Origin of the sequence: Kitasatospora sp. McL0602 (assembly GCF_052076145.1) — a bacterium.
Taxonomy (GTDB): domain Bacteria; phylum Actinomycetota; class Actinomycetes; order Streptomycetales; family Streptomycetaceae; genus Kitasatospora.
Window position 1 is genome coordinate 3,112,079 of the sequence record NZ_CP197246.1, and the last position, 26,147, is coordinate 3,138,225.

28 protein-coding genes and 1 pseudogene are annotated in these 26,147 nt (G+C 72.1%); 10 read left to right on the forward strand and 19 right to left on the reverse strand.

What is annotated here, in order from left to right; all coding sequences use genetic code 11:
• Nucleotides 1-32: 32 nt before the first annotated feature.
• From tilS to dacB, 3 genes are all read right to left on the reverse strand, one after another.
• Nucleotides 33-1,181 carry a tRNA lysidine(34) synthetase TilS gene (tilS, locus tag ACR68M_RS14015; RefSeq protein WP_441250812.1) on the reverse strand — a complete coding sequence of 383 codons (1,149 nt, stop codon included), beginning with the start codon at nucleotides 1,179-1,181 and terminating at the stop codon, nucleotides 33-35.
• A gap of 247 nt (nucleotides 1,182-1,428) precedes the next feature.
• Nucleotides 1,429-2,619: a zinc-dependent metalloprotease gene (locus ACR68M_RS14020; RefSeq protein WP_441250813.1), complete on the reverse strand. Its 1,191-nt coding sequence runs from the start codon at nucleotides 2,617-2,619 to the stop codon at nucleotides 1,429-1,431.
• A gap of 212 nt (nucleotides 2,620-2,831) precedes the next feature.
• On the reverse strand, nucleotides 2,832-4,313 hold the full coding sequence (gene dacB, locus ACR68M_RS14025; RefSeq protein WP_441250814.1) for a D-alanyl-D-alanine carboxypeptidase/D-alanyl-D-alanine endopeptidase: 1,482 nt from the start codon (nucleotides 4,311-4,313) through the stop codon (nucleotides 2,832-2,834).
• A 94-nt stretch (nucleotides 4,314-4,407) separates the two neighbouring features.
• On the opposite strand from dacB, the gene ACR68M_RS14030 reads away from it, so the two are divergent.
• Nucleotides 4,408-4,896: an inorganic diphosphatase gene (locus ACR68M_RS14030; RefSeq protein WP_441250815.1), complete on the forward strand. Its 489-nt coding sequence runs from the start codon at nucleotides 4,408-4,410 to the stop codon at nucleotides 4,894-4,896.
• 79 nt (nucleotides 4,897-4,975) lie between these two features.
• Here ACR68M_RS14030 and ACR68M_RS14035 read toward each other — a convergent pair whose 3' ends face one another.
• The 3 genes from ACR68M_RS14035 to ACR68M_RS14045 all read right to left on the reverse strand — a co-directional run bounded on the left by ACR68M_RS14035 (nucleotide 4,976) and on the right by ACR68M_RS14045 (nucleotide 6,890).
• Nucleotides 4,976-5,191, reverse strand: a complete 216-nt coding sequence (locus ACR68M_RS14035) for a dodecin (RefSeq protein ID WP_441250816.1) — start codon at nucleotides 5,189-5,191, stop codon at nucleotides 4,976-4,978.
• Between the two features lie 97 nt (nucleotides 5,192-5,288).
• The gene (locus tag ACR68M_RS14040) at nucleotides 5,289-6,248 is read right to left on the reverse strand and encodes an asparaginase (protein WP_441250817.1); all 960 of its coding nucleotides are present in this window, start codon (nucleotides 6,246-6,248) and stop codon (nucleotides 5,289-5,291) included.
• 69 nt (nucleotides 6,249-6,317) lie between these two features.
• Nucleotides 6,318-6,890 (reverse strand): RsiG family protein, encoded by a 573-nt coding sequence (locus tag ACR68M_RS14045; protein ID WP_441250818.1) that lies wholly within the window; start codon nucleotides 6,888-6,890, stop codon nucleotides 6,318-6,320.
• 421 nt (nucleotides 6,891-7,311) lie between these two features.
• Between ACR68M_RS14045 and dtd the strand changes: the two genes are divergently transcribed.
• Entirely contained in the window at nucleotides 7,312-7,746 is a 435-nt protein-coding gene (gene dtd, locus ACR68M_RS14050; protein WP_441250819.1) for a D-aminoacyl-tRNA deacylase, read from the forward strand.
• Between the two features lie 7 nt (nucleotides 7,747-7,753).
• Here dtd and ygfZ read toward each other — a convergent pair whose 3' ends face one another.
• From ygfZ to ACR68M_RS14065, 3 genes are all read right to left on the reverse strand, one after another.
• A complete protein-coding gene (gene ygfZ / locus ACR68M_RS14055; protein WP_441251613.1) occupies nucleotides 7,754-8,716 on the reverse strand; it encodes a CAF17-like 4Fe-4S cluster assembly/insertion protein YgfZ in 963 nt (320 codons plus the stop codon).
• Nucleotides 8,717-8,747: 31 nt separating this feature from the next.
• Entirely contained in the window at nucleotides 8,748-9,185 is a 438-nt protein-coding gene (locus ACR68M_RS14060; RefSeq protein ID WP_441250820.1) for a Fur family transcriptional regulator, read from the reverse strand.
• An 81-nt stretch (nucleotides 9,186-9,266) separates the two neighbouring features.
• Nucleotides 9,267-9,851 (reverse strand): FABP family protein, encoded by a 585-nt coding sequence (locus ACR68M_RS14065; RefSeq protein WP_441250821.1) that lies wholly within the window; start codon nucleotides 9,849-9,851, stop codon nucleotides 9,267-9,269.
• 280 nt (nucleotides 9,852-10,131) lie between these two features.
• Between ACR68M_RS14065 and ACR68M_RS14070 the strand changes: the two genes are divergently transcribed.
• Nucleotides 10,132-10,494, forward strand: coding sequence for a DsrE family protein (locus tag ACR68M_RS14070; RefSeq protein ID WP_441250822.1), 363 nt, complete (start codon nucleotides 10,132-10,134; stop codon nucleotides 10,492-10,494).
• Here the strand turns inward: ACR68M_RS14070 and ACR68M_RS14075 are convergent.
• The 7 genes from ACR68M_RS14075 to ACR68M_RS14105 form a co-directional block, all read right to left on the reverse strand.
• Nucleotides 10,491-10,766, reverse strand: coding sequence for a DUF3099 domain-containing protein (locus tag ACR68M_RS14075; RefSeq protein ID WP_441250823.1), 276 nt, complete (start codon nucleotides 10,764-10,766; stop codon nucleotides 10,491-10,493). The genes ACR68M_RS14070 and ACR68M_RS14075 overlap by 4 nt on opposite strands.
• A gap of 76 nt (nucleotides 10,767-10,842) precedes the next feature.
• The gene (locus ACR68M_RS14080; protein WP_441250824.1) at nucleotides 10,843-11,136 is read right to left on the reverse strand and encodes a DUF1416 domain-containing protein; all 294 of its coding nucleotides are present in this window, start codon (nucleotides 11,134-11,136) and stop codon (nucleotides 10,843-10,845) included.
• A gap of 40 nt (nucleotides 11,137-11,176) precedes the next feature.
• A complete protein-coding gene (locus tag ACR68M_RS14085; protein WP_441250825.1) occupies nucleotides 11,177-12,010 on the reverse strand; it encodes a sulfurtransferase in 834 nt (277 codons plus the stop codon).
• Nucleotides 12,011-12,241: 231 nt separating this feature from the next.
• The gene (locus ACR68M_RS14090; RefSeq protein WP_350529122.1) at nucleotides 12,242-12,322 is read right to left on the reverse strand and encodes a putative leader peptide; all 81 of its coding nucleotides are present in this window, start codon (nucleotides 12,320-12,322) and stop codon (nucleotides 12,242-12,244) included.
• Nucleotides 12,323-12,455: 133 nt separating this feature from the next.
• Nucleotides 12,456-13,130 carry an LmeA family phospholipid-binding protein gene (locus ACR68M_RS14095; RefSeq protein ID WP_441250826.1) on the reverse strand — a complete coding sequence of 225 codons (675 nt, stop codon included), beginning with the start codon at nucleotides 13,128-13,130 and terminating at the stop codon, nucleotides 12,456-12,458.
• A 101-nt stretch (nucleotides 13,131-13,231) separates the two neighbouring features.
• A complete protein-coding gene (locus ACR68M_RS14100) occupies nucleotides 13,232-13,948 on the reverse strand; it encodes a hypothetical protein (RefSeq protein ID WP_441250827.1) in 717 nt (238 codons plus the stop codon).
• A gap of 4 nt (nucleotides 13,949-13,952) precedes the next feature.
• Nucleotides 13,953-14,222 carry a MoaD/ThiS family protein gene (locus tag ACR68M_RS14105; protein ID WP_441251614.1) on the reverse strand — a complete coding sequence of 90 codons (270 nt, stop codon included), beginning with the start codon at nucleotides 14,220-14,222 and terminating at the stop codon, nucleotides 13,953-13,955.
• Between the two features lie 757 nt (nucleotides 14,223-14,979).
• On the opposite strand from ACR68M_RS14105, the gene ACR68M_RS14110 reads away from it, so the two are divergent.
• The 7 genes and pseudogenes from ACR68M_RS14110 to ACR68M_RS14140 all read left to right on the forward strand — a co-directional run bounded on the left by ACR68M_RS14110 (nucleotide 14,980) and on the right by ACR68M_RS14140 (nucleotide 21,165).
• Nucleotides 14,980-15,711: a response regulator transcription factor gene (locus ACR68M_RS14110; RefSeq protein WP_441250828.1), complete on the forward strand. Its 732-nt coding sequence runs from the start codon at nucleotides 14,980-14,982 to the stop codon at nucleotides 15,709-15,711.
• A 149-nt stretch (nucleotides 15,712-15,860) separates the two neighbouring features.
• Nucleotides 15,861-16,886: a LacI family DNA-binding transcriptional regulator gene (locus ACR68M_RS14115; protein ID WP_441250829.1), complete on the forward strand. Its 1,026-nt coding sequence runs from the start codon at nucleotides 15,861-15,863 to the stop codon at nucleotides 16,884-16,886.
• A gap of 123 nt (nucleotides 16,887-17,009) precedes the next feature.
• Complete coding sequence (locus ACR68M_RS14120; protein WP_441250830.1) at nucleotides 17,010-18,026, forward strand: S1C family serine protease; 1,017 nt, start codon at nucleotides 17,010-17,012, stop codon at nucleotides 18,024-18,026.
• 95 nt (nucleotides 18,027-18,121) lie between these two features.
• A complete protein-coding gene (locus tag ACR68M_RS14125; RefSeq protein ID WP_441250831.1) occupies nucleotides 18,122-18,892 on the forward strand; it encodes a response regulator transcription factor in 771 nt (256 codons plus the stop codon).
• A gap of 59 nt (nucleotides 18,893-18,951) precedes the next feature.
• Nucleotides 18,952-20,409 carry a HAMP domain-containing sensor histidine kinase gene (locus ACR68M_RS14130; RefSeq protein ID WP_441250832.1) on the forward strand — a complete coding sequence of 486 codons (1,458 nt, stop codon included), beginning with the start codon at nucleotides 18,952-18,954 and terminating at the stop codon, nucleotides 20,407-20,409.
• Nucleotides 20,410-20,481: 72 nt separating this feature from the next.
• Nucleotides 20,482-20,535, forward strand: a pseudogene (locus tag ACR68M_RS14135) (hypothetical protein); the annotation flags it as partial.
• 33 nt (nucleotides 20,536-20,568) lie between these two features.
• A complete protein-coding gene (locus ACR68M_RS14140; protein WP_441250833.1) occupies nucleotides 20,569-21,165 on the forward strand; it encodes a PDDEXK nuclease domain-containing protein in 597 nt (198 codons plus the stop codon).
• Between the two features lie 69 nt (nucleotides 21,166-21,234).
• On the opposite strand, the gene ACR68M_RS14145 is transcribed toward ACR68M_RS14140, so the two are convergent.
• From ACR68M_RS14145 to ACR68M_RS14155, 3 genes are all read right to left on the reverse strand, one after another.
• A complete protein-coding gene (locus ACR68M_RS14145; RefSeq protein ID WP_441250834.1) occupies nucleotides 21,235-23,052 on the reverse strand; it encodes a bifunctional metallophosphatase/5'-nucleotidase in 1,818 nt (605 codons plus the stop codon).
• A 155-nt stretch (nucleotides 23,053-23,207) separates the two neighbouring features.
• Nucleotides 23,208-24,557 (reverse strand): ATP-binding protein, encoded by a 1,350-nt coding sequence (locus tag ACR68M_RS14150; RefSeq protein WP_441250835.1) that lies wholly within the window; start codon nucleotides 24,555-24,557, stop codon nucleotides 23,208-23,210.
• A 21-nt stretch (nucleotides 24,558-24,578) separates the two neighbouring features.
• On the reverse strand, nucleotides 24,579-26,147 hold the full coding sequence (locus tag ACR68M_RS14155; RefSeq protein WP_441250836.1) for an SCO6880 family protein: 1,569 nt from the start codon (nucleotides 26,145-26,147) through the stop codon (nucleotides 24,579-24,581).

A 26,147-nucleotide genomic window follows, 5' to 3' on the forward strand; every position in this document is an offset into this window, starting at 1 on the left:
TCGGCGGCGGCCCTGCGGCCTGCGGTTACCCGCTAGTCGCCCTGTCGCCGAAAGACCAGCGTGCCACACCTTCGGGCCGCCTCCACTCCCCCGGGTAGGTGCAGGGGCCCCTGGCCGCGCCAGCCGGTGACCAGCAGATCCACCGTCTCCAGGTGCCGGGCGAAGAGATCACCGGCCGGACAGCCCGCCCGCAGCGCGGCCCGGCGGAGCACCCGGCGGCGGACGGCCGAGGGCAGCTCGGCGAGTTTCCCGACGTCCAGGGCGCCTTCGGCCGTACGGAGATCACGCTCGGCGAGGGCCGCCCACTGGTCGAGGGCGTCCGCGTCGTCCCGGAACAGCCGGGCGGTGCGGGCCAGCGCCTCGACCACGCCGGCGCCCAGGTGCTTCTCCAGTACCGGGAGCACCTCGTGGCGCACCCGCGAGCGGGTGTAGGCCGGATCGGTGTTGTGCGGGTCGTCCCAGACCGGGATGGACTGCGCGGAGCAGGCCTGCCGGGTCGCGGCGCGGTCGAGCTCCAGCAGCGGGCGGCGGTAGCGGCCCTTCTGTGCGGGCATCCCGGCCAGCGAGCGGGCACCGGAGCCCCGGGCCAGGCCCATCAGGACGGTCTCCGCCTGGTCGTCCCGGGTGTGGCCGAGCAGGACGGCGACGGCGCGGTGGCGCTCGGCGGCCTCGTCCAGCGCGGCGTACCTGGCCTCCCGGGCGGCGTTCTCCGGGCCGCCCTGCCGGCCGACCCGCACGGCAACCGCCTCGACCGGGTCGAGCCCGAGCGCGCGCAGCCGGTCGGCGACCTGCAGTGCCCGCGCCGCCGAACCCTCCTGGAGGCCGTGGTCGACCGTCACCGCACCGACCCGCAGGCCGAGCTTGGGGGCTTCGAAGGCGGTCGCGGTGGCCAGCGCCATCGAGTCGGCGCCGCCGCTGACGGCCACCAGCACGAGCGGCGAGCCCGGCGCGGCCGGAGTCCTGGGCAGGCCCGAGGGGTGGCGGCGGGCGTTGCCGATCAGCGTGGTGGCCTGGGTCCGGTCCTGGCTCGGCCCCTGGGCCTGGAGGGCCAGGACCGGTTCCGGGCGGGTGCGCGGCGCGCGGACGGGCGCACCGAAGGTGACACCGGCCTCGACCGCGAGGTCGGTGAGCGTGCGGCGTACGGCGAGACGTATCGCCGCGACTGCGGGGTGAGGGCCCACGGGGAAGCACTCCTTGGCGGAGAGACGGGAGCGGGGTTCGGTGACAGCCTGTCAGCTATCTGTCACCGACTGCTCACAGATGGTCGCAGAGTCCGGGCGCGGGCTACGCCACCCGCGCCATCAGTACGACCACGGTCCCACGTACGGGTGAATGGAAAAACGTATCTTCGCCCCCCAGATGTACGACTGCGCCACTCGTGCGAAGAACTGCGACACGCTGCGGGGGCGGCTGCGGGGTCAGCGGGGGTCAGCCGATGACGCGGGAGACCCACGCCGCCGGGTTGTGGATCTCGTCCTTGGTCGGGAGCGTGTTCGGCGAGGTCCAGACCCGGTTGAAGTCGGCCATCCCGACCCGGTCGACCACACCCCGGACGAAGACCGCGCCGTCCTGGTACTGGCGGAGCTTGGCGTCCATGCCCAGCAGGCGGCGCAGCACCTGGTCGATCCGGCTCGCGCCACGGTCGCGGCGCTGCTGGAACTTCTCCCGGATCTCCGCGACGCTCGGCACCACGGCCGGGCCGACACCGTCCATCACGACGTCCGCGTGGCCCTCCAGCAGCGACATCACGGCCGTGATCCGGCCGAGGATCTCCCGCTGGACGGGCGACTGCACGACTTCCAGCAGGGTGCCCGGCCCCGAGCCGTCGCCCCGGCCGAGGCCCGGCAGGCCGCCGCCGAACGCGTCACGGGCCCGCTCCAGCAGCGCGCCCGCGTCGATGTCGGTCTCGCTGAGGAAGGACTGCACCTCGGACTGGATGTGGTCACGCAGCCACGGCACGGCGGTGAACTGGGTGCGGTGGGTCTCCTCGTGCAGGCAGACCCAGAGCCGGAAGTCGTGCGGCTGCACGTCGAGTTCACGCTCGACCTGGACGATGTTGGGCGCGACCAGCAGCAGCCGGCCGGGCCCCGGCGGCTCGATCCCCCGGCGGGGCCGGTCGAACAGCCCTGCCGGGCTGTCCGGGGCGGCCGGGGCGTCTCCGGGGGGCAGCGCGGCGGCCGGGTCGGCCGGGGCGAAGGTCTCGTACTGCCCGAGCACCTTCGTCGACAGGAAAGCCAGCACCGCACCGAGCTCGATCCCGGTCGCCTTCTCGCCGAGCGTGCCGAAGATCTCCGCGCCGGGCGTGGTCGATCGCCGCGCGGCCAGCTTCTCGACCAGCGGCTGGACGACGGTACGGAAGCCCGCGACGTTCGCCCGGACCCAGCCCACGCGGTCGACCACCAGCACCGGCGTGGCCGCAGCCTCCAGCAGGCTGGAGGACCGCATGCCGGTGAACTCCCGGACGTGCTCCTCCGCCTCCAGGGCATGCCGTCTCAGCTCGGAGACCACCTCACGGGCCTGGTCCCGCGTAACCTCCGGCCCCGGCCTGGCCAGCCGGGTCGCCGTCGCGACCGCGAGATTCCAGTCGACCATGTCAGCACCGCCGCTCGTGCTCGTCATGCCCTCACCGTACGTGGTACAGCCTCTCCCGGGGGAGAGACCGGCAGCGCAACGGATCCAGGGGCACGAGGAACTGCGCGAGGCGGGAGGCACCGGACCGTCCCTTCCGTTTCGCGCAGTTCCCCGCGCCCCCAGTGGTCAACGCCCCAGTTACGTGCACCCTGGGGTCCGGCCAGCTGCGTGCGCTCCCCCGGGGGCAGGCCGCTCGGCGGCTACTTGCAGCCGCAGGCGGCGATCTTGGCGACGATGCGGTCGACGGCCGAGCGGGCGATGTCGGCGGCGGCGGTGGTCTTGGTCATCATCGCGAAGACCAGGACGCGGCCGTCCTCGTCGACGACCGTGCCGGCGAGGGTGTTGATGCCGCTGAGGCTGCCGGTCTTGGCGCGGACGATGCCTGCGGCGCTCTGGGCCCCGGAGGCCAGGCCGAAGCGGTTGACCAGGGTGCCGGTGAAGCCGGCGATCGGCATGCCGGTGAGGACGGGCCGCAGTTCGGGGTGGTCGGGTTCGGAGGCCAGGCCGATGACCTTGGCGAGGACAACCGGCGGGATGAGGTTGCCGGTGTGCAGGCCGCTGCCGTCGTGCAGGACGACGCCGTTCATCGGGAGGCCGAGCTTGGTGAGGGCGTCCGTCACGGCCTGCACCGCGCCGTCGAAGCTCGCGGGCTGGTGGGCGGCGATGGCCGCCTGCCGGGCCACGGCCTCGGCGAGGGTGTTGTCGGAGGTCGTGAGCAGCCGCTCGACCAGCCGGGGCATGGTCGGCGACTCGACCTTGCCGAGCACCTTGGCGTCCGCCCCGGCGGTGACACCGGGCTTGGCCTTGCCCTGGACGGTGATGCCCTGGGCCTGGAGCAGTGCGGCGAAGGTGTCGGCGGCCTGGCCCACCGGGTCGAAGACCCGGGCGGGTGCCTCGTCGGTGGAGAGTGGGTAGATCCGGCCCTCGTCGACCATCAGCGGCACCACGGCCGCGATGTTCATCGAGTCGTTCTCCTTGTGCAGGATCGGGCCGGAGTAGACCGAGGTGTCGGTGCCGAGCTTGACGGAGGTGGTGCCCGCCGCCTTGAGGGCGGTCGCCGTCTGCTTGGCGAGGTCGGCCATCGAGGCGGGCGCGGTGTCCGCGTCGACCGGCATGCCGCCGATCCGGATCTGCTCGCGCGGGAGCGCCGTGACGGTCGGGTCACCGCCGCCGACCAGCACGATCTCCCCCGGGGCGGCCCCCGCGACCACCTTGGTGGCGATCCGGGTCTCGGCCGGGATCAGCGAGAGCGCGGCGAGGGTGGTGAGCAGCTTGGTGGTGGAGGCCGGGGTGGCGGGGGTGTTCTCACCCGAGCCGTAGAGCAGCTTGCCGGTCGCGCCGTCCGCGACGGCGAAGGTCAGCGTGCCGAGTGCCTTGTCCTGGAGCAGCGGCGCGAGATCGCGCTGGAGCCCGGCGGTGGTGGGGACGCCCTCGTCGCCGCCGACGACCGGTGCGAGCACCGGCCCGCTCACCGCGACGGCGCTCCGCCCCGCTGCGGGCGGCGCCTGCCGGGTGGTACCGGGCGGCGTCGCGGGCTTCGTCCCGGTGGCGGCCTTGCCGGTGCTGTGGCCCGGCGCGGGCGTCGGCGCGGCCGCCGCCCTCCCGGCCTCCGCCGCGAGCCCGCCCGCCGTGAGGGCCACCCCGAGCACCCCCGCGAGCACAGCCCCGCGTCCACGTCCCACCCCTGTACCTACCCGCACCTACCGGCCCCTTTCCTGAGCACACCCTGCCGTGAGAGACACTTGGATTCTGTCAGTCCCTACCTTGGAGGAACCGTTGGAGTTCGACGTCCTGATCGAGATCCCGAAGGGCTCGCGGAACAAGTACGAGGTCGACCATGAGACCGGTCGCCTCCGCCTCGACCGGATGCTCTTCACCTCGACCCGCTACCCGGCCGACTACGGCTACGTCGAGGGCACCCTCGCGGACGACGGCGACCCGCTGGACGCCCTGGTCATCCTGGACGAGCCGACCTTCCCCGGCTGCCTGATCAAGTGCCGCGCCATCGGCATGTTCAAGATGACGGACGAGGCCGGCGGCGACGACAAGCTGCTCTGCGTCCCGGCGACGGACCCGCGCTGGGAGCACCTGAAGGACATCCACCACGTGTCGGAGTTCGACCGTCTGGAGATCCAGCACTTCTTCGAGGTCTACAAGGACCTGGAGCCCGGCAAGTCCGTCGAGGGTGCTGACTGGGTCGGCCGCGCCGAGGCCGAGGCGGAGATCACCGCTTCGATCAAGCGCCTGGAGGAGTCCGGCCACTGAGCCGGCCCCGACGGGACCGACGGGAGGCCGGGGTGAGCAGCGATGCTCACCCCGGCCTCTCGCGTCTCCGGTTCTTGTCTCAGTCCTCGTCGTCGAGGCGGAAGCCGACCTTGAGACCCACCTGGTAGTGCTCGATCCGGCCGTCCTGGATGTGTCCGCGCACCTGGGTGACCTCGAACCAGTCCAGGTTGCGCAGCGTCCGGCCGGCGCGCTCGACGCCGTTGCGGATCGCTTCGTCGACGCCTTCGCGCGAGGAGCCGACGATCTCGGTCACGCGGTAGATGTGGTCGGTCATGGCTGTCTCCCTGAGTGGCGGCACGGCCCCCCGGTCCACCGTGCCGCACCGGACGCCGCCCCGCACCCCGACGGGACCCGACGCGCCCGACGTACCGTCAGAAGGCCGCCCGGACGGCGCCGACCACCACGCCGCCGCCGTGCAGCGGGGAGTCGCCGATCCGGTCGAGGGTGCCGTCGGGGGTCTCGACGCCGAGGTGGCGCAGGGCGGCGGCGAGCACCGGGCCGCGGGCCCGCTCGGCGCCGTCGTCGATCTTGAAGGCGAGCGCCCGGCCGTCGGGCAGCGCGACCAGCTGGACGGCCTCGGCACCCATCTTGGAGAGCGCCCCGGGCACCGCCCGCATCAGCCAGGTGTCGGCGCGGCGGGTGCCCGCGACGTACTCGGGGTGGGCGCGCATGGCGTCCGCGACGCGGCGCTGCGGGGTGCCGGGCGCGGCCTTCAGGAGTGCGCGGTAGCCACGGGCCAGGCCGGTCAGCGAGACGGCGAGCAGCGGTGCTCCGCAGCCGTCGGTGCCGAGGGCCGCGGCCTGCTCGCCGGTGGCCTCCTCCAGCGCCTCGCGGGCCAGCAGCTGGATGGGGTGGGCCGGGTCGAGGTAGGTCTCGGTGTCCCAGCCGTTGGCGACGCAGGCGGCCAGCCAGCCCGCGTGCTTGCCCGAGCAGTCCATCATGATCGGCGCGCGGTGCCCGCCACTGCTGAGCAGGGCCTCCGCCTCGACCTCGTCCAGCGGCAGGTCGGCGGGCGTCCGCAGGGCGTCCTCGGTCAGCCCGGCGGCGGCCAGGACGGCCCGGACGGCGGCCAGGTGGAAGGGCTCGGCCGAGTGGCTGGAGGCGGCCAGGGCGAGCTGCGCGCCCTCCAGCGCCAGCCCGGCCCGCAGGGTGGCGACGGCCTGGAAGGGCTTGGCGCAGGACCGCGGGAAGAGCGGGGCGTCCGGGGTGCCGAGCGCGAAGTCGACCGAGCCGTCGGCCGCGAGCAGCACCAGCGAGCCGCGGTGGTGCCCCTCGGTGAAGCCCGAACGTATGACGTCGGCGAGTACGGGCAGGGCGGAGGACTGCGGCATCGGAATGCTCCACGGTGAGGGTGGCCGGGTGTGGTCCGCGCGGAGCGGCTCCCGCCCACCCCTGCGGGGTCAGCCGCCGGCGAGCAGGTCGTCGACCCGTGCTTCCCCTTCACGGTACCTGCGGGTGATCTCCGCGCCGCAGTCGTCGGCGGTGCGCTGGAGGCCCTGGCGGCGGCCGGAGACCTCGCGCTCGTGCACGGCGAGCCGCTCGACGGCGGCCAGCAGGTCGGCGGTCGGGTGCGCGGCCAGATCCGCCAGCTGGACGTCACCCATCAGGGCGTCCGCCTCCCGCTGGTAGCTCTCGCCGCGCGGCGGGCCGAGCGTGAGGTGGCGGGCCGGGCGGCGGACGGAGGCGGGCGCGTCCGCGAGGATCGAGGGCAGCCGGTCGAGCAGCTCGCCGGAGTCCGTGCCGCGCTGCGGCTCTGCCGACCACAGCTGCGCCTGCTGCGCCGCCGGTCCGGGCTGCTCCTGGCGCCGGCCGAGCTCGGCCCGGAGGATGTCCGTCCGCCCCTGGAGCAGGCGGCGCAGGTACGAGAGGTCGGCCTCCTGCTCCAGTGCGTCGCGGCGGAGCACCCTCAGCTCCTCCAGCTCCAGTTCGGCGAACGACGAACTCCGCTCGTGGGCCGTGCTGCTCGCGTCCATCAACCAACCACCTGCCGCTGTCCTGGTCATGCTGTCCGATTGCCCCTGCCCCACACGGCACCTCGCGCCCGGTGGCTCACGGCCTGACGGGGAAGCCCCCCGCTCTGGTGCACGCCGGAACGCCCCCTTGAGTTCCCCCGGGTTGCCGGTACCACCCACTTGAGCGACCGCGGCCTGTACGGCCGTTCGACCGGCCCGCACGGGGGCTCGCCGCCCGCACCGATCCCACCCTGCCACCCCGGGCCTCGGCCGCGCACGGCCCGTCCACCCGAACGGCCCCCTGGCGAACGGGGGTGGCTGATACGACCGGAGCAATCCGCTGGCCGGAGCGCCACCCCGGGGGCGCGACGCGCGCCACCCCGGCGCGCACCGACGCGAACGCGCCCTCCGGGCGGTGGCACGCCTCCGGCAGAATGACGGCATGCGAGCAGTGGTGCAGCGAGTGGCAGAGGCCAGGGTGACGGTGGACGGCGTCACCGTCGGGGCGATCGAGGAGCCGGGCCTGTGCGTCCTGGTCGGGGTGACGCACGACGACACCCCCGCCAAGGCCGCCGGGCTGGCCCGCAAGCTCTGGACGCTGCGGCTCTTCGAGGGCGAGGACGCCGAGCTCTCCTGCTCCGACTCCGGCGCCCCGCTGCTGGTGATCAGTCAGTTCACGCTGTACGGCGACGCCCGCAAGGGCCGCCGCCCGACCTGGAACGCCGCCGCCCCCGGCCCGGTCGCCGAGCCGCTGGTCGACGCGGTGGTGGCCGAACTCCGCGCGCTGGGCGCGAAGGTGGAGACCGGGCGGTTCGGCGCCGACATGAAGGTCGCGCTGGTGAACGACGGCCCGTTCACCGTCCTGCTGGAGGTCTGAGTCCCGCTCACTGCGGGACGACGACCTCCTGCGCGGCGGGGACGGCGCCGGCCAGCAGCACGGCGTCCAGCGGCACGTTCCGCTTGACGATCGCGAGCGCGATCGGGCCCAGCTCGTGGTGGCGCGCCGAGGAGGTCACGAAGCCCAGCGACCGGCCGCCCGGCTCGGTGGCGAGCCTGATCTCCGTACCGTGCGGGGGCAGCGACTCCTCGGTGCCGTCCAGGTGCAGGAAGACCAGGCGGCGCGGGGGCTTCCCCAGGTTGTGGACCCGGGCGACGGTCTCCTGACCCCGGTAGCAGCCCTTCTGCAGGTGCACGGCCGTGCCGAGCCAGTCGACCTCGTGCGGGATCGTCCGGTGGTCGGTCTCGAAGCCCAGCCGGGGCCGGTGCTGCTCGATCCGCAGCGCCTCGTACGCCCAGATCCCGGCCGCCGGGCCGTACGACTTCGTCAGCTCCGCCAGCTCGGCGCGCGGCAGGAAGAGGTCCCGCCCGTACGACAGCTCACGGACGGCGGCGGCGCCCTCGGTGCCTGCGGCGGACCCGGCCGGGAGGTGCACCACGGCGTACTCGGCGGTCGCGTCGGCCAGCTCGACCCGGTACATGAACTTCATGCTCTCCAGGTACCCGAGCAGGGCCTCCTGGGTGCCCGGCTCGACGTGCGCCCAGGTCGTCGTACCGTCGTCCACCAGGTAGAGCGCGTGCTCGACATGGCCGTTCGGGGAGAGCACCAGCGCCTCGGTGGCCTGCTGCGGCGGCAGCGCGCTGACGTGCTGCGTCAGCAGCAGGTGCAGCCAGCTCAGACGGTCCGGGCCGGTGACGGTGACGACACCCCGGTGCGAGAGGTCGACGAAGCCCCGGCCCTCGGCGAGGGCCCGCTGCTCGCGGAAGATGTCCCCGTAGTGGGCGGCCACCCCGGCATCGGGCCCCTCGGAGGGGACGGCACCGGGCAGGGCGAGAAGCGGGCTCTTCATACCGGTCATACCGCCGAGCTTACGCGTGCGCTCAGCTCAACTTGGCCGTGCAGTCCGCGCAGCGGCCGAAGATCGCGAAGTGCTTGAGGTCGGTGTCGAAGCCGTGCTGGGCCCGCAGGCTGTCGATCAGCGGGGCCGCGATCGCGGTGTCGGTCTCGGTCACCTTCTCGCAGTCCCGGCAGACCAGGTGGAGGTGGGTGTGACGGCCCGCCAGGTGGTACGTGGGGGCGCCGTGGCCGAGGTGGGCGTGCGAGACCAGGCCGAGCTCCTCCAGCAGCTCCAGGGTGCGGTAGACCGTGGAGATGTTGACGCCGCTCGCCGTCCGGCGGACCTGGCCGAGGATCTCGTCCGGGGTCGCGTGGTCGAGCACGTCGACCGCCTCCAGCACCAACTGGCGCTGCGGCGTCAGGCGGTACCCGCGCCGGCGCAGGTCGGCAGTCCAGTCGGAGGGGGTGTCCGTGTTCGCCACTGTGCTGTCCCTGCCCGGGTCGAGGTCGTGAGAACAAGTGTAGGGACCGGTCGACGACCGGCCCCTACGGTGCACCTGGGATCAGCGGAAGAAGGCGATGCCGTCGTCCGGCAGGTCCGCGAGGTCCTGGATCAGCTTCGCCTGGTTGAGCACCTTCTTGAGCTGCGCCGACATGTACGGCCGGAGCGGCACCTCGGGGGCGGCCTTCTCGCCGACCCAGAGCAGCTCTTCGTTGGCCAGGCCGTAGAGCCGCTTGCCACCGGTGTACGCGGCGGAGCCCTCGATCCGGGCGACTGCGTCGGTCGCCACGTCGATCTGCGGCTTGCCGTCGTGCAGCTTGCCGTACCAGATCTCGACGGTGCCGTCGTCGCGGACGGAGGAGATCTCGATCTCGCGCTCGCCGGCGGCGCCGTGCCGGTTGCTCGTCACCCGCCAGAAGGAGTGCTCGTTCTCCAGCGGGCGGACCTTCTCACCGTCGTTGTCCAGCACCCAGGTACGGGAGCGGAACTCCAGGAACGGGCGGCCGTCGTGCCGGAAGACGATCTCCTGGCCGAAGTTGCACTTCTCTGCGCCCGGGAAGTCATAGACACCCGCGCCCTCCCAGGTACCGAGGAGGAAGGCGAGCGAAACGACGTCCTTGTGGAGGTCTGAGGGGATCTCGATCATGGTCCTAGGTCACTGTCGTCGGTGTGGGGCTGCCTCAACCGTACGGCAGCGTCAGCGCTGGCCCTGGTACAGCTTCATCACCGAGAAGATGGCGAACCAGGTGATCAGGACGGCCATCAGGGCGAGCAGGGCGTCGAAGAAGATTTCCAGCGGGCTCACGAGGCACTCCCAGTTGCGGCGGCGGACAGGCTGTGGACGGGGTGTTGAACGCCGCCGAGTCTATCCGGCGGCGGCCTGCCGGTCTCGGTGAGCCCCGACACTCCGACGCTAGGGTTCGACTATGTCGAAGAAGCTGGTCATCAAGGTCACTGCCGGGGCCGACGCGCCGGAGCGCTGCTCGCAGGCCTTCACCGTGGCGGCGGTCGCCGTCGCCAGCGGGGTCGAGGTCTCGCTCTGGCTGACGGGCGAGTCCTCGTGGTTCGCGCTGCCGGGCCGGGCCGCCGAGTTCGAGCTGCCGCACGCGGCTCCGCTGCCGGAGCTGCTGGAGGCCGTGCTCGCCGTCGGGCAGGTGACCCTGTGCACGCAGTGCGCGACCCGGCGGGGCATCGGCGCGGACGACGTACTGAAGGGTGTCCGCATCGCGGGCGCGCAGGTCTTCGTCAGCGAGATCATGGCCGACGGCGTGCAGGCGCTCGTCTATTAGTGGTCAGGGTGGTCGCGGTCGGGGTGGTCCCGGTCGTGGCCGGGGTCGTCCCAGTCGGGGTTGTCCCAGCGCGGGTCGTTCCACCAGTCGTCGTCCGGGTCGCGCTTGTTGGCGAAGACCGCCGCGAGCGGCGGGATGACCATCGCGACCACGCACATCCCGATCGCGGCGGGCACCGACCAGAAGCGCACGACGCCCCAGGCCAGGACGAACAGGCCGATGCAGCCGCCCATCATGACGAAGTAGCGCACATGCCGCTGGTGTGCCTGCACCCCTCCACGGTACGGCTGAGGACCCCTGCCGGGGCAGGGGTCCTCAGGGTGTTCCGTGGAGCGTTCCTGCGCGGTCTCAGACCGCGATCGCGACCTCGGTCGGGTTGACCTCCTTGGAGGTCACCACCTGACGGTCGACCGTCGCGCCGGGGACGAGGGCGCGGAGCGTCCAGGTACCCGGGCGGGCGAAGAAGCGGAACTGTCCCGTCGCCGAGGTCGGGACCTCGGCGGTGAACTCGCCCTTGTCGTCGAGCAGACGGACGTAACCGTTGACGGGCTCGCCGTTCTTGGTCACCGAGCCCTGGATGATGGTCTCCTTGGCCACGTCAACTCCTGCCAGATCCGGGCCGCCGGCCTGTGCACCGCACATGTTCTTTACTCCTCTATGCCTTGGTGGGTAGGGCCGGGCTTCAGTTGCCGAGCTCGATCGGCACGCCGACCAGGCTGCCGTACTCGGTCCAGGAGCCGTCGTAGTTCTTGACGTTCTCCTGGCCCAGCAGCTGGTGCAGCACGAACCAGGTGAGCGCGGAGCGCTCGCCGATGCGGCAGTAGGCGATGGTGTCCTTCGCCAGGTCGATGCCCTCGGCCTGGTAGAGCTCGCGCAGCTCGTCGTCGCTCTTGAAGGTGCCGTCGTCGTTGGCGTTCTTCGCCCACGGGATGTTGCGGGCACTCGGGACGTGGCCCGGACGCTGCGACTGCTCCTGCGGGAGGTGGGCCGGGGCGAGCAGGCGGCCGGCGAACTCGTCGGGCGAGCGCACGTCGACCAGGTTCAGGGTGCCGATCGCGGCCAGCACGTCGTCGCGGTAGGCACGGATCGAGGTGTCCTGGGCCTGCGCCTTGTACTCCGTCGCGGCGCGCTCGGGCACGGCGGCGACGAGCTCGCGGGAGTCCAGCTCCCACTTCTTGCGGCCGCCGTCGAGCAGGCGGACATCGCCGTGGCCGTAGAGCTTGAAGTACCAGTAGGCGTAGCTGGCGAACCAGTTGTTGTTGCCGCCGTAGAGGACGACGGTGTCGTCGTTGCCGATGCCCTTGCGGCTCAGCAGCGCCTCGAAGCCCGCCTGGTCCACGAAGTCGCGGCGGATCGGGTCCTGGAGGTCCTGCTTCCAGTCGATCCGGACGGCGTTGCGGATGTGGTTCTTCTCGTACGCGGTGGTGTCCTCGTCGACCTCGACGACGACGACCTTCGGGTCGTCCAGGCGGTCCTGGACCCAGTCAGCGTCTACCAGGACGTCACTGCGGCTCATGGTGATGTTCTCCATCCGGGGGCGGTTTGCGGAAGGGGCTGCTCAGAGGGTGCGCGGCGGCCGAGCGGTCCGAACTTCTGTCCGAATACTGAGACGGGTGTGTCTACAGGTGGCGCCGTGCTGTCGTTCCGGGTGCTGGGGTGCATCTGGCGGCCTGCGGGCGCAAGCGTGCCAGGTCAAGCCAGTGGCAAGGGGTTGGGCGGGCCGGTGGTACCGGTCAGAACCGCCCTGTCAGCGCATTCGACACAGGCAGGCGGAGACGCGGCACAGGTCTACCGCCCGCCGCTTCGTGAGGTCCGCCTGTCGCTTCATGCCGACGATGCTAGGGACCGGAGGCGGGGGCTGTCATCAGCGTACCGAATGCTGAGACTTTTTGATCCGACATATGAGATCTGGCGCCTTTCCGCACCGTGTGGGCCCGGCTCGAGGTCGCGACGGCCGGCGCTCAGCCGAGCAGCTTGATGTTGCTGCCCTGGAAGGTGAGCAGCAGGCCGTCCGGCTGCGGGGTCGCCGAGGCCAGCCCCAGCCCGGCCGGGAGGTAGCTGAGGGTGACACTGCGCGCCTCGAGAGCCTCGCCCCCCGCACCGCCCAACAGGGATGCCACACCCTGGAGTTGGAAGCCGTCGGCAGTGATGGTGTTGCCGGCACTGTGCACGTTGCCCTGCCCCAGCGGCAGCCCAGCGAGGGTGGCCTTCACCTTGCCCGGCCCGGCGTACGCGAGCTCCACCGGCCGCCCGCCGCCCGCCAGCAGCCGGGCGACGTCCGGGTACGGGACGAGCCCGCTGCCGCTGCCGGTGCGGACGGTCGCACTGCTGTAGCCGCTGTCGAACTCCACCCCCGAGAGCCGGGCGCTGAAGGAGCGCAGCGCGATCCGCTCCCGCCCGTCGGTCGCCGTCACACCCTCACCGGAGAGCCGGACGTCGTCGAGGCGGCCCGTGACCGCCTGCGTCAGGAAGGGGAACCCGCCGATCGACACGTGCGGGCGGCTGCTCAGCCGGCCACTGCTCACCAGCTTGTCCGCCGCCTGGTCCTCCGCCACCCCCACCGCGACCCGGTCCGCCCCGAACAGCAGCCCCCCGAGCACCACCAGACCGATCGTCAGCTTCACCAGGCCGCGCATCAGGTGCTCCCGTCGTCGTCTTCGTGCACGCGCTGCGTGTCGTGCACGTCCTGACGTACGACGCCCGGCACCGGACGAGGGTTCCGCTTTCGGCCCGGCCCTCAGCGCAGCCAGAGCAGCGGCGCCGCGACGGCCAGTGGGAGCGCCACCCCCGCCGTCAGGTGGACGAAGCGGCTGGGGAAGTCGTACGAGGCGACCCGACGGCCGATCAGTGCGCCGACGGCGGCGAGCGCCGCGAGCAGCGGCGAGGCGCCGGTGAGCAGGGCCGTCGCGGTGCCGAGCAGCAGCCCGGCGGCCGAGCCCGCGGCGGCCGGGAGGCGGAGTGCGGTGGCCGCCGAGGCGGCGAGGACGGCCGCCGCGACGGCCGCCGCTGCCGCCGGGACGGAGTCGCTGAGCAGCAGCGCGCCGCAGAGCCCGGCCAGCCCCGCGCCCGAGCCGAGCACCGTCAGGGCGTAGAACCGCTCCGCCGGGTCGGTGGGCCGCAGGGTCTGCAGGACGAGCACCAGGACGGTCGCCGCGCCGAGCGCCCCGAGCAGCCCGGCCGCGCCGCCCCCGGCCAGCACCGCCGCGTCGGCGGCGAAGCCCGTGAGGGCGGCGAGCGCGATGCCCTGCCGGGCGGGCCACATGCCGTGCAGGCGGAACCAGCCGGCTGCCGTCAGCACCTGCAGCACGGCGACCGCGAGGACGGGCACGCCGAGCCAGGACGCCGCCGCGAGCAGGGCGGCCAGCACGCCGGTGAGCAGCGCGGGTGTCAGGCCCGGTTCGATGATCGGTGAGCGGGCGGGAGCGCTGGTGGTGCCGGGGGCGGTGGTCGTCATCGGGTCACCCGCCCGCGAAGGGGGGCAGCACCTCGACGCTGCCGCCCTCGGTGAGCGGGACCTCGGCGTGCGGGCGGCTGCCGACCTGTGCGCCGTCGACCAGGTACGAGCAGTGGTCGAGCACCCGGAGCAGCTGGGGCCGGTCGGCGTGGCGGGTACGGACGGCGGCGAGGGCCTCGGCGAGCGTCGCGGCGCGGTAGGGCTCCTCTGCGACACCGGCGGCGGCCTTGGCGGCGGCCCAGTAGTGGATCGTCCCGCCGACGGGCGCCGTCATCGCGCCGGTACGCGGAGCCGTCACTCTCCCGGCTGAAGTCTGCTCGGTGCCGGCATTGGTGGTTGCGGTCACGGCAACCCCTCCTCGTCGTCCTCGCCCGGTGCGGCGGCCCGGCTCTGTTGCCCTGCCGCCCACGCCGTAGGTGTACACGTACTGTGCGGCCGGTGCGGCTCCCATGATGGACCGCCGGGTGGCCGGTCGGGCAACCCTGCTGGTCGCAGGGGCGGCGCGCGGGCACCGGGAGAACGCGCCGCACGTGGCCGGGGTCACGCCCTCCGGCCGCCCGTTGTGACGCAGCCGGGCCCGCGGGGCCCTCCCGCAGCGGGGAGTGGTCGGCTATTCTCGTGGCGTGAGGGACCTGGGCAGAGTCGCCCCCGGGTCCTTTTGTGTTTTCAGGACGCCAGCACGGAACGTCCTGGCCTTCGGCGCCCCACCCGCGCCGCACCGGCCAGGACCGCCCCGCAGAAGCGGCACAACGGTGTGCCCGCGGTGAGCAGGGAGCGGCAGTGCCTGCGCCGGGCCGCGAGCCCGGGGCGGGAGCAGACCGGAAGGTTCGCGGATGAGCAGAGCAGTGAAGGGGCACCAGGGGTTGCGGGACCTCCGGCACGCGCCCCGTACCGCCCTGCGCGCCCCCGAGTCGGCCGGGTCTCACCGTGTGGACGCGTCTCCCCCACCTGCCACGGCAACCGTGCCCGCCGCGTGCGACGGCCCGCACTCCGCTGTGACCGCGACGACCCGGAAAGGGGACTAACCGGGTATGAGTTCTCTCCTCCTGCTCACCAACGCTCTCCAGCCTTCCGCCGAGGTGCTGCCCGCGCTGGGCCTGCTGCTGCACAACGTGCGGGTGGCGCCGGCCGAGGGATCGGCCCTGGTCGACACCCCGAGCGCCGACGTCATACTGGTCGACGGCCGGCGTGACCTGCCGCAGATCCGCAGCCTCTGCCAGCTGCTGCGCTCCACCGGCATCGGCTGCCCGCTGATCCTCGTCGTCACCGAGGGCGGCCTGGCCGCCGTCACCGCCGAGTGGGGCATCGACGACGTGCTGCTCGACACCGCGGGCCCGGCCGAGGTCGAGGCCCGGCTGCGGCTCGCCATGGGCCGGCTCCAGGTCTCGGTGGACGACAGCCCGATGGAGATCCGCAACGGCGACCTCTCGGTCGACGAGGCCACCTACTCCGCCAAGATCAAGGGCCGGGTGCTCGACCTCACCTTCAAGGAGTTCGAGCTGCTCAAGTACCTCGCCCAGCACCCCGGACGGGTCTTCACCCGGGCGCAGCTGCTCCAGGAGGTCTGGGGCTACGACTACTTCGGCGGCACCCGGACGGTGGACGTGCACGTCCGGCGCCTGCGGGCCAAGCTCGGCGTCGAGCACGAGCAGCTGATCGGCACCGTCCGCAACGTCGGCTACCGCTTCGTCATCCCGGAGAAGCCGGACAAGGGCGAGCGGCCCGGCCTGGAGCAGCGCTCCGTCATCACGCACGAGGTCTGACCCCCCGCTGCTCGGGACGGCCGTCATCCGGACAGGCCGGGCGGGTCAGCGCCCGGCCTGTCCGGTTATGTCACAAAGTGCGGTACGGCCGTTGTGAGACAGCTGACATCCCCCGCCCCCGCAAGGGGCCACCCGCGTAGACTCCCCCCGTGGCCAAGGTGACGCGCGACGATGTAGCCCGACTGGCTGGGACCTCGACCGCGGTCGTCAGCTACGTCATCAACAACGGGCCGCGCCCGGTCGCGCCCGCGACCAAGGAGAAGGTGCTCGCGGCGATCGAGCAGCTCGGCTACCGGCCGAACAGCGTCGCCCAGGCGATGGCCTCCCGGCGCACCAACCTGATCGGCATGGTCGTCCCCGACGCGCGCCAGCCGTTCTTCGCCGAGATGGCGCACGCGGTCGAACGCGCGGCCTCCGACCGCGGCAAGCTCGTCCTGATCGGCAACTCCGACTACGTCGACGACCGCGAGATGCACTACGTCCGCGCCTTCCTCGGGATGCGCGTCTCCGGGCTGATCCTGGTCAGCCAGGGCGCGCCGCAGCAGGCCGCCAAGGAGTTCGCCGCCATAGAGGGCGCGAAAGTGGTGCTGCTGCACCGCCGCCCCGAGGCGATCGACGACGTGTCGGTGGTGACGGACGACGTCGGCGGCGCTGAGCTGGCCGTCCGGCACCTGCTTGAGGTGCACGGCTACCCGTCCGTCTCCTGCTTCGGCGGCCCCGTCGACACCCCCGTCCCCGGCGACCCGGTCATCGACCACGTCGAGGGCTGGCAGCGCGCCATGGACGCCCACGGCCTGCCCACCGAGCAGTACCTCGTCGACGCGCCGTTCCACCGGTACGGCGCGTACGAGGTCGCGATCGGCCTGCTGAGCTCCCCCGACCGGCCGCGCGCCGTCTTCTGCTCCACCGACGACCAGGCGATCGGCGTCCTGCGGGCCGCCCGCGAGGTGGGCCTGCGGGTGCCGGAGGACCTCGCGGTGGTCGGCTTCGACGACGTCCCCGAGGCCGCGCTCGCCGACCCGCCGCTGACCACCGTCGCCTCCGACCGGGACGCGATGGCCCGCGCCGCCGTCGACCTGGTGCTGGACGACTCCCTGATGGTGCCCGGTTCGGACACCGAGCGGGTCCGGAAGTTCCCGTCCCGGCTGGTCGTCCGCCGCTCCTGCGGCTGCTGATCCGTTCGGCCCGCTTCCGCTTACCTCCGCTTGACCTGGCTTTATGAGAACCGAACGGGCTTCTCGGACCGTTCTGACCCGGCTCTCATCCGCTCTTCATCCGGCGGGCGGACGGTTTGATCCATGACCGAGCAGCAGCGTGACTCCGCAGAGCAGACCACCCCCGGTGCGTACGCCTACCCGGGCCCTCACGTGGCGGAGGGCACCGTGCCGCAGCACGGCGGCCACGCCCGCCGCAGCTTCCTGAAGGGGCGGCTGGCCCTGGTCACCGCCGTCGCCGCCGTGGCCGCCGTCCTCGGCGGAGTGGCGGGCGGGGTGATCGCCGACGGCCGGGACGGCTCCGGCGGCAGCAGCACCAGCACGATCGTCAGCCCCGTCGCCGCCAAGTCCGACGGCACCGCCGACGTCGCCGCGATCGCCAAGGCCGTCTCCCCCAGCGTCGTCCAGATCACCGTCAAGACCAGCAGCGGCACCGCGACCGGCACCGGCGTGGTGCTCACCTCCGGCGGCCAGATCCTCACCAACTTCCACGTGATCTCCGGGGCCGTCGACGGCGGCGGGCAGACCACCGTCACCTTCAAAAACGGCTCCACCGCGAGCGCCACCGTCACCGGCACCGACAAGGCCACGGACATCGCCGTCATCACCGCCTCCGGCGTCAGCGGCCTCACCCCCGCCACCCTGGGCGACTCCGACAACACCGCCGTCGGCGACGCCGTCGTCGCCATCGGCAACCCCGAGGGCCTCACCGGCACCGTCACCTCCGGCATCATCAGCGCCAAGAACCGCCAGGTCAGCGTGCAGGTCGACGAGGGCACCACCAGCAGCAACGGCGGCTTCGGCTTCCCCGACCTGCCCGGCCTGAACGGCCGCTCCTCGAACCGCTCGGCCGCCTCCGGCGACACCGCCACCTACAAGGCCTTCCAGACCGACGCCGCCCTCAACCCCGGCAACTCCGGCGGCCCGCTGATCAACTCCGCCGGCCAGGTCATCGGCCTCAACTCGGCGATGTACTCCGCCTCGGGCTCCAACTCCACCTCCGACACCAGCAGCGCGGGCAGCGTCGGCCTCGGCTTCGCCATCCCGATCAACGACGTCAAGCACGTCCTGCCGAAGCTCCAGGCCGGACAGAACGTCTGACTTCCGCCCGTCACCACCCGTCACCGCCCGGGACGGCGGACAATGGCAGCACCCTCACCCGCAGCAGCTCACGGTCTCAGAAAGGCCCAGCGCCCATGACTCCCCCCGCCGACGACCGCACCCCCGCCGAGGGCCTGGGCGCCCCCGCCCGCCTCCTCGTGGTCGACGACGAGCCCGCGCTGCGGGACGCCCTGGAGAGCAGCCTCGCCTTCGAGGGCTACGAGGTACTGACCGCCACCGACGGCTTCGAGGCCCTCGACGCCGTCGAGCGCGAGCGCCCCGACCTGGTGCTGCTCGACATCATGATGCCCCGGATGGACGGCCTCACCGCCGTCCGCCGAATGCGCTCGCGCGGCGACACCGCCCCCGTCCTGATGCTCACCGCGAGGGACGCCGTCGGCGACCGCGTCACCGGCCTGGACGTCGGCGCCGACGACTACCTCGCCAAGCCCTTCGAACTCGACGAGCTGCTGGCCCGCGTCCGCGCCCTCCTGCGGCGCAACGCCATCGCCGCCGAGGCGGCACGGGCCGCCGTCGAGGAGGACGACAGCGAGGTGCTGGCCTTCGGCGACCTGCGGATGAACACCGCGACGAGGGAGGTCACCCGCGAGGGCAAGCCGATCGAGCTGACCCGCACGGAGTTCATGCTGCTGGAGATGTTCCTCTCCCACCCCAGGCAGGTGCTGACCCGGGAGCAGATCCTCAAGGCGGTCTGGGGCTTCGACTTCGAACCCTCCTCCAACTCGCTGGACGTGTACGTGATGTACCTGCGCCGCAAGACCGAGCAGGGCGGCATGCCGCGACTCATCCAGACCGTCCGAGGCGTCGGCTACGCCCTCCGACCGGCAACGGGCGCCGCTGCGTGAAGCCTCTGAGGCGCCTGACGGCCTGGTTCCGCGGGCGCTCTCTCCGAAGCCGTCTGGCCATGCTCACCGCCGCGGCGGTCGCGGTCGCCATCGCCCTCTCGGCCCTGGCCTGCTGGTTCGTCGTCAGCGACCGCCTGTACGCACAGGTCGACACGAACCTGGCCGCCGCACCGACGTCGACACCACCCATCCCCCTTCGCAACGGGCAGTTCGCCACGCCCTTCCAGTCCTGCGGCACCACTCCGAAGGCCGCCCAGGCGACCGCCCAGGCGACCGCCGAGGCCCAGGCCGCCGCCAACAAGGCCAGCCGCCACAATCCTGACAACGGCCCCCGCCCGGCGGGCCAGTCGAGCTCCGAGGGCGTCTTCGACGCGCAGCAGATCTGCCTGCCCTGGGGAGCCGTCAAGGGCATCAACGTCGCCCCCAGCGACCTGTCCGTCCTCGACAGCCCCAGCCGCAAGGTCACCTACCGCAACGGCAGCTTCGTCGACGGCACCCCCGCCCGGGTCCGGGTGAACATCGCCTTCGACCAGGCCTCGGACGCGCCCTACGTGCTGCTCACCGCCGCGCCCGTACAGAGCGTCAAGGACTCGCTCCAGCAGCTCGCCCTCATCCTGCTCGGGGTCGCCGCGCTCGGCGTGCTCGGGGCCGGGGTGATCGGGCGGGTCGTGGCGCGGTCGGCGCTCAAGCCCGTGGACAACCTCACGGACGTGGTGGAGCACATCGCCCGTACCGAGGAGGTCGGCACCACCATCCCCGTGCACGGGAACGACGAGATCGCCCGGCTCTCCTCCTCGTTCAACTCGATGAGCACCGCCCTCGCCAACTCCCGCGACCGGCAGACCCGCCTGATCGCCGACGCCGGGCACGAGCTGCGGACTCCCCTCACCTCACTGCGCACCAACGTCGACCTGATGATCCGCAGCGACGACACGGGCCGCCCGCTGCCCCCGGCGACCAAGACCAAGCTGCTCGGCAACATGAAGGCCCAGATGCAGGAACTCACCCTCCTCATCGGCGACTTGCTCGAACTCTCCCGCCCCGACTCCGCCAGGCCCCAGCAGACCCGCACCGTCGTCGCCCTGCACGAGATCGCCGACCGCGCCGTCGAGCGGGCCCGGCTGCGCGGCCCGGGGCTGGTCTTCGAGCTGGACATCAACCCCTGGTACGTCGCCGGCGACAGCGCCGCCCTCGAACGCGCCGTGATCAACCTGCTCGACAACGCCGTCAAGTACAGCCCACCCGCCGGCAGCATCGAAGTCGCCCTACGCGCGGGCGTGTTGACCGTACGGGACCACGGCCCCGGCATCCCCTCCGACGAGCTCCAGTACGTCTTCGACCGCTTCTGGCGCTCCCCCTCCTCCCGCCAACTCCCGGGCTCCGGCCTCGGCTTGTCGATCGTCGCGCAGACCATCGAGGACTCCGACGGCCAAGTCACCCTCGGCCCGGCCCACGACGGCGGTCCGGGCGCCCTCGCCACCGTCCACCTCCCGGGACAGAGCGACGTACCGCAGTGACCGGGCCCCAAACCCCGGGCAGTTGGGCAGCAAGGTGTTGCCCAACTGCCCTGGGGGCACATCACCGTCCTGCTGGACAGCCTCGACGACCGTCTGACCAGGGATTTCTACGCCGCGCAGGCCGTTCAGCACGGCTGGTCGCGGAGCATGCTCAGCAACATGTTGTCCAGCCAACTCCACCTCCGGCAGGGTGCGGCCCTCTCCAACTTCGACACGACCGTGCCGGAGGGGTCCGACCTGCTGCGGGAGATCACCAAGGACCCGTACGTACTCGACTTCACCCGCCTCGGCAGCGACCACGCCGAACGCGATCTGGAGGACGCCCTGGTGGAGCACGTGGTCCGCTTCCTCCAGGAGCTGGGGGTCGGGTTCGCCTTCGTGGGGCGGCAGTACCCGCTCCAGGTGGGTGGGCAGGAGTTCCGGATGGATCTGCTCTTCTACCACCTGCGGCTCCACCGGTACGTCGTCGTCGAGCTCAAGACCGTCCCCGCCCAGCCTGCTCACCTCGGCCAACTCGGCTTCTACACCGCCGTGGTGGACGACAAGGTCCGCGACCCGTCCCGGGACGACGCCACGCTCGGGATCCTGATCGCGGCCGGCCGCGACAGTGAGGTCGTCCAGTACTCGCTGCGCGGCAGTACGCAGCCGATGGCGGTCAGCACGTACGAGACGCTGCCGCCCGAGATGCGCGCGCTGCTGCCGACCGACGCCGATCTTGCCCGGGTCACGCACGAGGTGCTGGACGCCCGGGGGTAGGAGCACCCGTAGACGAGAGGGCGGGCACCCCGGTGGGGTGCCCGCCCTCAGCAACTCACGGTCGTGGGGTCAGTCCTGGTCGGAGCCGGGGCCGACGACGGTGATGCGGTTCTGGGCCGGGACGACCAGCGGGGCTCCGGCCTTGCTGTTCGCGCCCAGGTAGGCGGCGAAGAGGTCGAGGTCGGAGGCGCCGACGAGCTTGTCGGTGCCGGCTGCGAAGGCGGGGAAGCCGTCGCCGCCGCCGGCCAGGAACTCGTTGGCCGCGACGCGGTAGGAGGCGGCCGGGTCGATCGGGGTGCCGTTCAGCTTGATCGAGGGGACGACGATGCGGGCGGCGTCCGTCTTGGTCAGGTCGAGGGTGTAGGTCAGGCCGGCGGAGGACTGGAGGATCTTCGGCGCGGCGGCGTTGAGGCCGCTGACCTGCTGCTGGAGCAGCGCGATGATCTGGGCCCCGGTCAGCGTCTTGACCTGCATCATGTTGGTGAACGGCTGGACGGTGAACGCCTCGGCGTAGGTCACCACGCCGTCGCCCTCGGCGCCGGAGGCCTTGTAGACCAGGTCGGAGCGGATACCGCCGGGGTTCATGAAGGCGATCTGCGCGCCGCCCTTGTCCTTCGCGGCGAGCCCGGCGAGCTGGGCGTCGGCGATCACGTCACCGAGCGGCTTCTCGAAGTCGGTGCTGCCACGGCCGTTGATGTCGGCGCCGATGAAGCCGAGCGGGCGGTTGGCGATCGGGGCGGCGAGCTTGTTGTAGTACGCGATCAGGGCCGTCATGTCCGGCGCCTTGGGGACGTTCTGCCGCACGACGTGGTTGGCGGCCGTGACCGACGGCCGGATGATCGTGCCGGTGGTCTTGTCGAGCTTCAGGTCGATCTCGGTGTAGAGCCGGCCGAAGGACGCGGCGCTCGTCACCGACCGGGGGTTGCCCGCCGGGTCCGGGATGGAGCAGGCGTACGCGTTGTGGGTGTGGCCGGTGACGATGGCGCCGACGGCCGGGTCGATCTTCTTGGCGATGTCGACGATCGGGCCGGAAATGCCCTGGCCGGCCGCGCCGCAGTCGTAGTTGTAGGTGCTGCTGGCCGGGTAGCCGCCCTCGTGGATCAGCGCGACGATCGAGTTGACGCCCCGGCTCTTCAGCTCGGCGGCGTACTTGTTGATCGTGGTGACCTCGTTGCCGAACTTCAGGCCCTTGACGCCCTCGGCGGTGACGATGTTGGGGGTGCCCTCCAGCGTCACGCCGATGAAGCCGACCTTCACGCCCCGGACGTTCTTTATCCAGTACGGCGCGAGGATGGGCTTGCCGGTCTTCTCGCTGGTCACGTTGGCGGCCAGGTACTTGAAGTCGGCGCCCTCGAAAGTGCGGCCGTCGACGTAGCAGCCGTCGGTGGGGTGGCAGCCGCCGCGCTGCATGCGCAGCAGCTCCTTCGAGCCCTCGTCGAACTCGTGGTTGCCCACGCTGGTGACGTCGAGACCGAGCTTGTTCATCGCCTCGATGGTCGGCTCGTCGTGGAACAGCCCGGAGAGCAGCGGGCTGGCGCCGACGATGTCACCGGCCGCGACGGTGACGGAGTTGCGCTGGCCCTCGCGGGCCTGGCGCAGCGCGGTGGCCAGGTACTCGATGCCGCCGGCGGGGGTGGAGACGACCTGACCGGTCTTCGGGTCCACCTCCTTGATGGTGCCGGAGGAGCCGGCCGGGGGCTCGAGGTTGCCGTGGAAGTCGTTGATGGCGAGCAGCTGGAGGTCTTCGACCCGGGGCTTCGGGGCGCTCGTCGCCGAGGACATGTTGGGCGCGACGAGGCCGCCGACCAGGCCGGCGGCGGCGAAGGTGACCAGGGCTGCGCGGCGGAGGCCGCGGCGGGCGGGTGGCTTCTGACCGGAAAGGGGCATGAGGGTTCCCTGCACCGTCGGGGCCCGCTGGGTGGGCCCGGGAATGGGCGTGACCTGTGCAGCCTAGGGTCAACGCGCGTAGCTGTCAGGGTGTGGTGAGTAACAAGAGGGTTTCTTGTGACCGACGGCTGAGAGTCCCTCAGACCCTCCTGCTCTCAGACCCCCGGCTCGGCGGCCAGCTGTCGTTCCGCCCGGTCGCGTTCGATCACGGCGTCCTCCGTCATCGCGCGGTCGGTGTAGACCAGCGGGCGTTCGGCCTCGGTGATGATGTGTTTGACCACCTGCACGTTGCCGTTGACGTCCCAGACCGCGATGCCGGGCGAGAGCGTCGGGATGATCTCGACGGCCCAGCGCGGCAGGCCCAGCACCCGGCCGGTGGCTCTCGCCTCCTCGGCCTTCTGCATGTAGATGGTGCGGGTGGAGGCCATCTTGAGGATCGCCGAGGCCTCCTTGGCCGCGGCGCCGTCGACCACGTCCGAGAGGTGGTGGACGACCGCGACGAAGGAGAGGCCGAGCCGGCGGCCGAACTTGAGCAGCCGCTGGAAGAGCTGGGCGACGAACGGGCTGTTGATGATGTGCCAGGCCTCCTCGACCAGGAAGATGCGCTTCTTCCGGTCGGGGCGGATCCAGGTGTGCTCCAGCCAGACGCCGACGATCGCCATCAGGATCGGCATCGCGATCGAGTTCCGGTCGATGTGCGAGAGGTCGAAGACGATCAGCGGCGCGTCCAGGTCGATGCCGTCCGTGGTCGAGCCGTCGAACATGCCGCGCAGGTCGCCGTCGACCAGCCTGTCCAGCACCAGGGCGACGTCCAGGCCCCAGGACTGCACGTCGTCCACGGCCACCCCGAGCGACTCGACCGAGGAGAGCTCGGGGCTGCGCAGGGTGGTGATGATGTCGTCCAGGACGGGCTGGCGGCCCGTCACCGAGGCGATCACGTGCGCGTGGGCGGCCTTCAGCGCGAAGCCGGCCCGCTCCTCCAGGCCCCGCCCCATCGCGACCTCGACGATGGTGCGCAGCAGCGAGAGCTGCCCGGTGGTGGTGATCGCCGGGTCGAGCGGGTTGAGCTTGACGCCGCCGTCCCGGGCCGCCATCGGGTCGAGCCGGATGGACTTTATCCCCAGCGCCTCGGCGATCAGGTTCCACTCGCCGACGCCGTCCTCGCCCTGCGCGTCGAGCACCACGACCTGCCGGTCGCGGAAGCGCAACTGCCGCAGCACGTAGGTCTTCTCGAGGGCCGACTTGCCGTTGCCGGATTCACCGAGGACGAGCCAGTGCGGCGCGGGCAGCTGCTGCCCGTACAGCTGGAAGGGGTCGTAGACGTACCCCTTGCCGCTGTAGACCTCGCGGCCGATGATGACGCCGGAGTCCCCCAACCCCGGTGCGGCGGTGGGGAGGTAGACCGCCTGGGCCTGGCCGGTGGAGGTCCGGACGGGCAGCCGGGTGGTCTCCACCTTGCCGAACATCAGGCTGGTGAACGCGTCGCTGAGGTTGCCGATCGCCATGACGGGGGCCCTCCAGAGGGGTCAGCGGCGGATGCCGGTGGCGAACGGGAGGGTGTTGACGAAGGCCCGGTGGTGCTCGCGGTCGCACCACTCCAGCTTCAGGTAGCTCTTGCCCGCCGAGGCGCGGATGGTGCGCTTGTCGCGGGCCAGCGCCTCCGGGTTGCGGGAGGAGACGGTGATGTAGCCGACCAGGTTGACCCCGGCCGCGCCGGAGGCGAGGTCGTCGCCGCGCTGGTCGACCCGGCCGGTGTGGGCGAGGTCGCGCGGGTCAACGGTGCGGTTCATCTTGGCGGCCCGGCTGGACTCGGCGTCGTCGTTGGTCTTCTCGGTGAGCATCCGCTCGATCGCGACGTCCGTCGGCTCCAGGTCCATCGTCACGGCCACGGTGCGGATCACGTCCGGGGTGTGGACCAGCAGCGGGGCGAGGAAGTTGACGCCGACGGGCGTGAGCGGCCACTCCTTGACCCAGGCGGTGGCGTGGCACCAGGGCGCCCTGGTGGTCGACTCGCGGGTCTTCGCCTGGAGGAACTGCGGGTGCGTGGCGTCGAGTTCGGCCGGCCAGGCGTTCCGCTGGGACATCGCCTGGATGTGGTCGATCGAGTGGTCCGGGTCGTACATCGAGTGCAGCAGCGAGGAGAGCCGGGCGTGCCCGAGCGGCTGCCGCACCCGGATGTCCGCCTCCGCCAACCGGGCGCAGATGTCGGTGAGTTCGCGCGCCATCACGGCGGCCAGCCCCTCGTCGTCGCGCTGCCGCGCGCCGCCCGCCGTCCGGCCCATCGCGTACGCCTCGGCCGCGAGGTCACGGTTGTAGTGCATGCAGGCGACGAGGTACGCGCGGTGCTGCTCGGAGGAGGTGGAGACCATCGACTGGAGCTGGTCGTACGAGTCCTGGAGCCAGCCCGGCGACTCGGGGTTGCCGCGCCGCTCGACGTCCTTGGCGTGCGCGTCCGGGTCGGCGGGCAGGGTGCGGGCGAGGATCTGGAGCCTGGTGACGAAGCCGTCGCCGTTGGCGACGTGCTTGAGCAGCGTGCCGAAGCGGTCGACCAGCGCCTCCTGGTCCTCGGAGTCGCGCAGGCCCACGCCGGGGCCCTCGATCTCGATCGCGGCGGTGACGGTGCGGCGCTCCAGGTGCATCAGCACGCCCACCTCGTCCGGCCCGAACGGCGCGGAGAGCCAGCGCAGCCGCCCGACACCGGGCGGCGGGCCGATCTCGACCTCCCGGCCGTCCAGCCGGGTGCCGGCGTCGACCACCTCGGACTTCCAGACGGCCCGGCCGCTGCGCACGGTGCGGCGGTAACTGCGGTTGATCTCCAGCCACTTGTAGAAGGTACGGCGGCGGTACGGCACGTAGACGGCCATGATGGCGAGCAGCGGCAGGCCGACCAGCCCGGCGATCCGCAGCGGCAGGATCGGCATCAGCAGGCCCCAGAGCATGCCGAGGAAGGCCCCGAAGATGATCAGGACGATCTCGCCCGATTCGCGGTTGCGCCCGATCGGCGCGTTCGGCCGGGACTTGCCGATCAGATAGGTGCGGCGCTGGTGCACGTACGGCTGGGCGTACTGGGCGCCGTAGCGGGTCTCGGTGCTCAT